Origin of the sequence: Methylobacterium sp. WL120 (assembly GCF_008039465.1) — a bacterium.
Taxonomy (GTDB): Bacteria; Pseudomonadota; Alphaproteobacteria; order Rhizobiales; family Beijerinckiaceae; genus Methylobacterium; species Methylobacterium cerastii.
Genome location: NZ_VRUT01000201.1, coordinates 1 through 6,856, shown reverse-complemented (window position 1 = coordinate 6,856; position 6,856 = coordinate 1). Strand labels below are relative to the sequence as shown.

Sequence of the window (6,856 nt, the reverse complement as noted above, 5' to 3'; positions counted from 1 at the left end):
GGCCCGCACCGCGCCTGCCGGCGACGCAGCTCGGCGACGGCCCGGCCCCGCGGCCGCCCGGCACGATCCCGAACTGACCGCGGAGAGAGTTGGAACGGTTCCAGCCTGTGCGTGGGCGGCACTCCTGCCCCGCGCCCCGGACCGGCCCCGGAACAATCGCCGCCACCGTTCATTCTGCCGGGTGAGGAACGCCGGAGCCGTCGGCACGGCTGCGCGGCGTTCGCCCCCAACCGAACGAGAACGGAGCCACCCCATGGCGAAGGCCAAGCCCATCACCCGCATCGAGAGCGACCGCCTCAACACCCCGACCGACCTCGATCCGGCCGACACCAAGAAGATCGCCGAGGGCCTCGCGATTCTGACCTCGGATCTGTTCGCGCTCTACATCAAGACCAAGAACTTCCACTGGCACATGAGCGGCCCGAACTTTCGCGACTACCACCTCCTGCTCGACGAACAGGCCGAGCAGATCTTCGCGATCGTCGACGACGTGGCCGAGCGCGCCCGCAAGATCGGCGGCTTCGCGCTGAAGTCGCTCGGCCAAGCCAAGACCCTGACCCGGGTCGCCGACAACGACGCCGAGTACGTCTCGCCGCTCGACATGCTCAAGGAGCTGCGCGACGACAACAAGGCGCTCACCGCCAACATGCGCGAGCTGCACGAGGTGACGGACGAGGCCAACGACGTCTCGACCACCTCGCTCCTAGAGGAGTGGATCAACCAATCCGAGGAGCGCACCTGGTTCCTCTACGAGTCGACCCGCAACGCCACCGACGGCGGCCACTAAGCCCTTTCGCCTGACGTGAGACGAGGCTCCGCTTCCCGAGAGGAAGCGGAGCCTTTTTCGTTAGGCCTTCCGCGGCCTAGGAGGTTCACCCGCGCTGGTACTCGGCGTCTGACACTGGTTCCATCCACGTCACCACTTCGCCGTCCTGCCGTTCCTGGATTGCGATGTGTGTCATTGCGCTCGTCGCCGTCGCGCCGTGCCAATGCCGCTCGCCCGGCTCGAACCAGACGACGTCGCCCGGCGCGATCTCCTCGACCGGCCCACCCTCGCGCTGCACCCAGCCCCGGCCGAAGGTGACGACCAGCGTTTGGCCCAGCGGGTGCGTGTGCCAGGCGGTGCGAGCACCGGGTTCGAACGTCACGCTCGCGCCGGAGACGCGGGCAGGGTCCGGGGCGGTGAAGAGCGGGTCGATCCGCACGGTACCGGTGAACCAGTCGTCGGGTCCCCGGCCGGACGGCTGAGATCCGCTGCGTTTGATTTCCATTCGTCGCTCCTTCGTCAGACCATCGAGGTCCGTTGGGCCTCAGAGAGACCACCCGCCGTCAACCGCGATCGCGGCGCCGGTCACGAACGCGCCGAGGTCGGAGCTCATCCACAGCACGGCCTCGGCGATCTCCTCGGGCTTGCCGAGGCGCCCGACCGGCTCCAGGTCGATCGCCTTCTGGATGTCGCCGCCGGTGAAGCGGTCCATCATCGGCGTCGCGATGTTGCCCGGCAGGATCGCGTTCACCCGGATGTTCGCCTTGGCGTAGTCGAGCGCGGCGGACTTGGTCAGGCCGATCATGGCGTGCTTCGAGGCGGCGTAGCTCGCGCCTCCCGCGACGCCCCTGACGCCGGCGCCGGAGGAGGTGTTGACGACCACGCCGCCGCCCTGGCGCAGCATCTGAGCGATCTCGTGCTTCATGCACACGAAGGTGCCGCGCAGGTTGATGTCGAGGATCCGGTCCCATTCGTCGAGTTCGATCGCGTGGACGGGCGCCGCCCGGTTCTCGACGCCCGCGTTGTTGAAGGCGCAGTCGAGTCGCCCGAACCGCGCGACCGTGCCGGCGACCGCCGCCTCCACCGCGTCGGGCCGGGACACGTCGCAGCGGATCGGCAGCACCGCGGCGCCCGTCCCCGCCATCTCGGCCCGCACCTGCTCCAGCGCCGCTTCGTCCCGATCCGCGATCGCGACTTCGGCGCCCTCGCGCGCGAAGGCGAGCGCGGCGGCGCGGCCGATGCCGCTGGCGGCGCCGGTGACGAAGGCGACCTTTCCGGTGAAACGCTGTGGGCTCGGCATGGCGACGGCTTTCGGCTGAGGGGGGCGAGCGGGTGGGCTTGCCGGTCGGCCGAAGCTAGGCGTCCCGCGCTGCCGCGATCACCCGTCCGCGCCTCAACGGAGCGATGAGCGGAACTCAACGCCAAGGCGACAACGCGCCGGACGGGCGGACGCCTACAGGCCGAGGGGCCTCAGCGTGCGGATCAGGTCGATCAGCAGCCGCAGGCCGGCCGGCAGCTGGCGGGGGCCGGGATAGTAGACGTGGAAGCCCGGTCCCATCGGAGCCCACTCCGCCAGCACGATGCGCAGCGTTCCGGCGGTGACGAACGGCGCGGCGCAGGCCTCGGGGAGGTAGGCGAGCCCGCCGCCGCCCGCCGCGAGGGCCAGCGCCAGCTGCGTGTTGTCGAGGGTCACCGCGCCGGGCACGTCGAGGGCGAGCGTCTCACTCGCCCGCTCGAACTCCCATCGGTAGAGGCTGTCGTCGCCCAGCCGGATGCGCAGGCAGCGATGCTCGCCGAGGTCGCGCGGGTGATCGGGCGTCCCGCGCCGGTCCAGGTAGGCGGGCGCGCCGACGACCACCCAGCGCAGGTCGGCCGACAGGCGTTGCGCGATCATATCCTGGGGCACGGTGCCGCCGTAGCGGATGCCGGCGTCGGCGCCGGCTTCCACCACGTCGACCAGGTCGTTGGACACCCGGACCTCGACCTCGACCTGGGGATGGCGCGCGCCGAACTCGGGCAGCACGGGGGCGAGCAGCAAGGTGCTCGCATGCTCGAGCACGTTGAGGCGAATCCGTCCGACGGCGTCGCCCGGCGCCCGGTGGCGATCGAGCCCGTCGAGGGCCGACCCGAGCGCCGCGAAGGGCTGGTCCAGGGATGCGAGGAGGTCTGCGCCGGCCGCGGTCAGGGTGACGCTCCGGCTCGTGCGGTTGACCAGCCGCACGCCGAGGCGCGCCTCCATCTGCTTGAGCGCGTGGCTCAGCGCCGAGGCGCTGACGCCGAGCTCCAGCCCAGCCCGCCGAAAGCTGAGATGGCGTGCGATGGCGAGGAACGTGCCGAGGTCGGCGAGGTCGGTCCGGCTGATCCGCATGGGGGCGAGCAGGCTCACATCGCGCGGCCGCACGCGACTCCTTTCGATGCGGGCGGCCTCACCCTTGCAACGCGAGCCGCACCTTCACCACCCCCATGTCCTCCGGGTCGCGGCTTTGCGAAAACCCCAGGCGGCGGCAGACGGCGAGCATCGCGCGGTTCTCGGCCAGCACCGTGCCCTCGACGGTGCCGATGCCCTCGGAGGCCGCCCAGTCGAGCATCAGCCGCATCAGGGCGAGGGCAAGGCCGGTGCCGCGGGCCTCGGAACGGACGAGGATCGCGTACTCGCCGCTGGTGCCGTCGGCGTTGGCGTGCAGGCGCACCGCGCCGAGCATGCGCTTGGCGCCCTCCTCGCCCGCGTCCAGGGCCACGAAGGCGATGGCGCGGGCGTAGTCGAGCTGGGTCAGGCGGGCGAGGAAGGCGTGGCTGAAGTCGCGCACGGGGGCGAAGAAGCGCAGGCGCACGTCCTCCGGGTCGATGGTGGCGAAGAACGCCTGGAACAGCGGCTCGTCCTCGGGCCGCACCGGGCGCACGTCGACCGTCCGGCCCTTCAGCGTCAGCGTCCGCATCCATTCGGCCGGGTAGGGGCGGATCGCGAAGCGCGGATGGCCGCCGGCCCGGCGCGGGCTGGCGCGCAGGCGCACGCGGGCGTCCAGCGCCACGACGCCGTTCGCGTCGGCGAGCAGCGGGTTGATGTCGAGCTCGCGCACGTCGGGCAGGTCGGCGGCGAGTTGGGCGAGCTTCACCAGCGTCAGGGCGATGGCGCCGCGGTCCACCGCCGGCACGTCGCGGTAGGCGGCGAGCCGGCGGGCGACGCGGGTGCGGCCGATCAGGTCGTCGGCCAGCGCCAGGTCGAGGGGCGGCAGGCCCAGCGCCCGGTCGTCGATCACCTCCACCGCCGTTCCGCCGCGGCCGAACACCACCACGGGGCCGAAGACCGGGTCCTCGGCCAGCCCGGCGATCAGCTCGCGGCGCTGGCCCTTGCGCACCATCGGCTGCACGGCGAAACCCGTGACGCGGGCGTCGGGCCGCTCGCGCCGGGCGCGCACCAGGATCTTGCGCGCGGCGTCGCGGACGTCCTGCTCGCTGGTGAGGTCGAGGTGCACCCCGCCGATGTCGGACTTGTGCACCACGTCCGGCGAGACGACCTTCAGCGCCACCGACCCGCCGGCCGCGATGATCGTCCAGGCGGCGGCCGCCGCCGCGTCGATGTCGGGGGCGAGCGTCAGCGGCACGGTCTCGATGCCGTAGGCGGCGAGCAGCCCGGCGACCGCGACGGGGTCGAGCCACGCCGCCCCTTGCCGCAGGGCTGCGGCGACGATCGCCTCGGCGGCCTCCGTGTCGGGCGAGAAGTCGCGCGGCAGGGAGCCGGGCGTGCGCATCAGGTCGTCCTGCGCCTCGCGGTAGCGCACGAGATGGAGGAAGCCTTCGATCGCCTCGGACTCTGTGGAGAAGTGCGGGATGCCGGCGCCCGCCAGGATCGCGGCGGCCTCCTCCCCGTGGGACACCGCGAAGACCGGTTTTTTCCGCCCCTGCCCGCGGCGCGTTTGCGTCACCGTGTCGGCGATCGCCTGCGCCACCGCGGCGGCGTCCGAGCGGGCGGTTGGGACGTGGACCGAGAGCACCGCGTCGCCGGCGTGGTCGGCCAGCATCGGCGCCAGGGCCGCGGCGTAGGCCGGCCCGTCGGCGGTGATGCCGAGGTCCACCGCCGGCCCGTCCGCCGGGACGCCGCCGCGGTCGGCGAGCCGGTCGGCGGCGAGCAGGCCGATGCCGCGGCCGTTGGTGAGGATCGCGAGGCGCTTGCCCGCGAACGGGCGCTGGTGGGATAGCGTCTCGGCGGCCGAGAACATCGCGTCGAGGTCCTCCACCGCGAGCAGGCCCGCCCGTCGGAACGCGGCGGCGTAGACCGCGTCGGGCCGGGCCAGGGCGCCGGTATGGGTCTCGGGGTCGCGCCCGTCGCGGGCGTGGCGGCCGGCGCGCAGGACAACCACCGGCTTGGTGCGCGCGGCGGCACGCGCCGCCGACATGAAGCGCCGGGCGTCCGACACCCCGTCGAGGCACAGCAGGATCGCCCGGGTGCGCATGCAGTTGGCGAAGTGGTCGAGGCAGTCGGCGACGTCGACGTCGCAGGCGCTGCCGAGCGCCATCACCGCCGAGAACCCGGCCCCGTGCCGGGCGCCCCACTCGACGATCGCCCCGGCGACCGTGCCCGATTGCGAGACCAGGGCGAGGTCGCCCGCCGCCGGCGCGCGGGCGAGCAGGCTGGCGTCGAGCCGGTGGCCGGGCACGGCGAGACCCGCGCTGTCGGGGCCGAGCAGGCGCAGGCCGTGCGCGCGGGCGATCCGCGCCGCGCGCGGGCCGGGGTCGTCCGGCCCGGTACCGAGGCCGGCGGTGAGCAGGATGGCGGCCCGCACGCCGGCGCGCCCGGCCTCCGCGACGATCCCGGGGATGCTTTCGGGCGGGCTCGCCACCACGGCGAGGTCGGGCACTGAGGCTAGATCCGCGATCCGCGCGACGCACGGGACGCCGTCGGCTTCCGCGTCCTGCGGGTGGACCGGATGGACCGGCCCAGCGAAGCCGCCGGCTCGGATCTTGTCGAACACCGCGCGCCCGAGTGAGCCGGCGCGGGCGCCCGCCCCGACCACGGCGACCGAGCGCGGGGTGAGCAGGGCCTCGAAGCGGTAGGTGCTCACGCGGGGCCTCCGTGCGGGTGGCCGGGCGCCCGGCGGCGGGCGGTCGCGGCCGATCCTCCGGCATCCTGCGGGCCGCATCGCCCGCGCGCATCCGGCGGGCAGGCCGAGGTCGGCGCCGCGAGCTTCTTCAAATAGGGCCGGCCGCGCCAGGGCAAGCCTCTTCTCGGGCGGGGCCTCGGGACGGGTCCTGCGAGTCGCTTTCCAGCGATAATCGACCGCAAAATCGTTGCCGCCACAACGAAGTTTTCGGGTTCGCGGGCGAGGGTATTGGGGTGTCTGCAACCGCGACGCGATGGCTAATACCGAGGCTCGCCCAGGGTCCGGCCGCCTAGACCAGGGCATGCGCCCCTGGACACCGGTGCGGCGCGGGGACCGACTGCACTCCGGCCACCACGCTACACTCGATTTTTCATGTTACAGACCATTCGATCAAGTCTAATCGAACGGAAACAGACCTTGCGTATTGCGTCGGGATGTTCGACATCATAACCGCCTTGCCTGGACAAGCTGGCGTCAGCTGAGAATTGCCCACTTCTCGGGTCGCGCCGACGCCGGACATGTCGAAAGAAGTCGGACCGGGGAAACGATCGATGATGAACGACAACGGCATGGAGCCGGATTACATCGCGCTGGCAGCGGAGATCGTGTCGGCCTTCGTCAGCAAGAATTCCGTCCCGGTCCCGGAATTGAACGGGCTGATCGTCTCGGTCCACGCGACGCTGGCCCAGCTCGGGAACGGTCGCGTCGCCGAGAAGGTCGAGCCGCCGACGCCGGCCGTGTCGATCAAGCGCTCGGTCACGCCCGACTTCATCGTCTGCCTGGAGGACGGCAAGAAGTTCAAGTCGCTCAAGCGCCACCTGCGCACGCGCTACGACATGACCCCCGACGCGTACCGCGCCAAGTGGAACCTCGCGGCCGACTATCCGATGGTGGCGCCGAACTACGCCGCCGCCCGCTCGGAACTCGCCAAGACGATGGGCCTCGGCCAGCAGCGCCGAAAGACCCGCGGCAAGGCCGCCGCCCCCGAAGC

The 6,856-nt window shown here is 72.3% G+C and carries 6 protein-coding genes; 2 read left to right on the top strand and 4 right to left on the bottom strand.

Features of this window, described 5'->3' with window-relative positions; genetic code table 11:
- Nucleotides 1-253 precede the first annotated feature (253 nt).
- Nucleotides 254-787, top strand: a complete 534-nt coding sequence (locus FV229_RS23980) for a DNA starvation/stationary phase protection protein (protein ID WP_147754351.1) — start codon at nucleotides 254-256, stop codon at nucleotides 785-787.
- Nucleotides 788-872: 85 nt separating this feature from the next.
- Here the strand turns inward: FV229_RS23980 and FV229_RS23975 are convergent, their stop codons facing one another.
- The 4 genes from FV229_RS23975 to FV229_RS23960 form a co-directional block, all read right to left on the bottom strand.
- The gene (locus FV229_RS23975; protein ID WP_147754350.1) at nucleotides 873-1,271 is read right to left on the bottom strand and encodes a cupin domain-containing protein; all 399 of its coding nucleotides are present in this window, start codon (nucleotides 1,269-1,271) and stop codon (nucleotides 873-875) included.
- A 39-nt stretch (nucleotides 1,272-1,310) separates the two neighbouring features.
- Entirely contained in the window at nucleotides 1,311-2,066 is a 756-nt protein-coding gene (locus tag FV229_RS23970) for a glucose 1-dehydrogenase (protein ID WP_147754349.1), read from the bottom strand.
- Nucleotides 2,067-2,219: 153 nt separating this feature from the next.
- Entirely contained in the window at nucleotides 2,220-3,134 is a 915-nt protein-coding gene (locus FV229_RS23965; protein WP_147754352.1) for a LysR substrate-binding domain-containing protein, read from the bottom strand.
- Nucleotides 3,135-3,192: 58 nt separating this feature from the next.
- Entirely contained in the window at nucleotides 3,193-5,826 is a 2,634-nt protein-coding gene (locus FV229_RS23960; RefSeq protein WP_147754348.1) for a bifunctional acetate--CoA ligase family protein/GNAT family N-acetyltransferase, read from the bottom strand.
- 590 nt (nucleotides 5,827-6,416) lie between these two features.
- Between FV229_RS23960 and FV229_RS23955 the strand changes: the two genes are divergently transcribed.
- A partial coding sequence (locus FV229_RS23955; protein ID WP_281406749.1) for a MucR family transcriptional regulator occupies nucleotides 6,417-6,856 on the top strand: 440 nt, incomplete at its 3' end.

Excerpts from the sequence above, each read along its gene's own strand:
- FV229_RS23970 (WP_147754349.1), bottom strand. The coding sequence starts at position 2,066 with ATGCCGAGCCCACAGCGTTTCACCGGAAAGGTCGCCTTCGTCACCGGC.
- FV229_RS23975 (WP_147754350.1), bottom strand. The coding sequence starts at position 1,271 with ATGGAAATCAAACGCAGCGGATCTCAGCCGTCCGGCCGGGGACCCGAC.
- FV229_RS23980 (WP_147754351.1), top strand. The coding sequence starts at position 254 with ATGGCGAAGGCCAAGCCCATCACCCGCATCGAGAGCGACCGCCTCAAC.
- FV229_RS23965 (WP_147754352.1), bottom strand. The coding sequence starts at position 3,134 with ATGCGGATCAGCCGGACCGACCTCGCCGACCTCGGCACGTTCCTCGCC.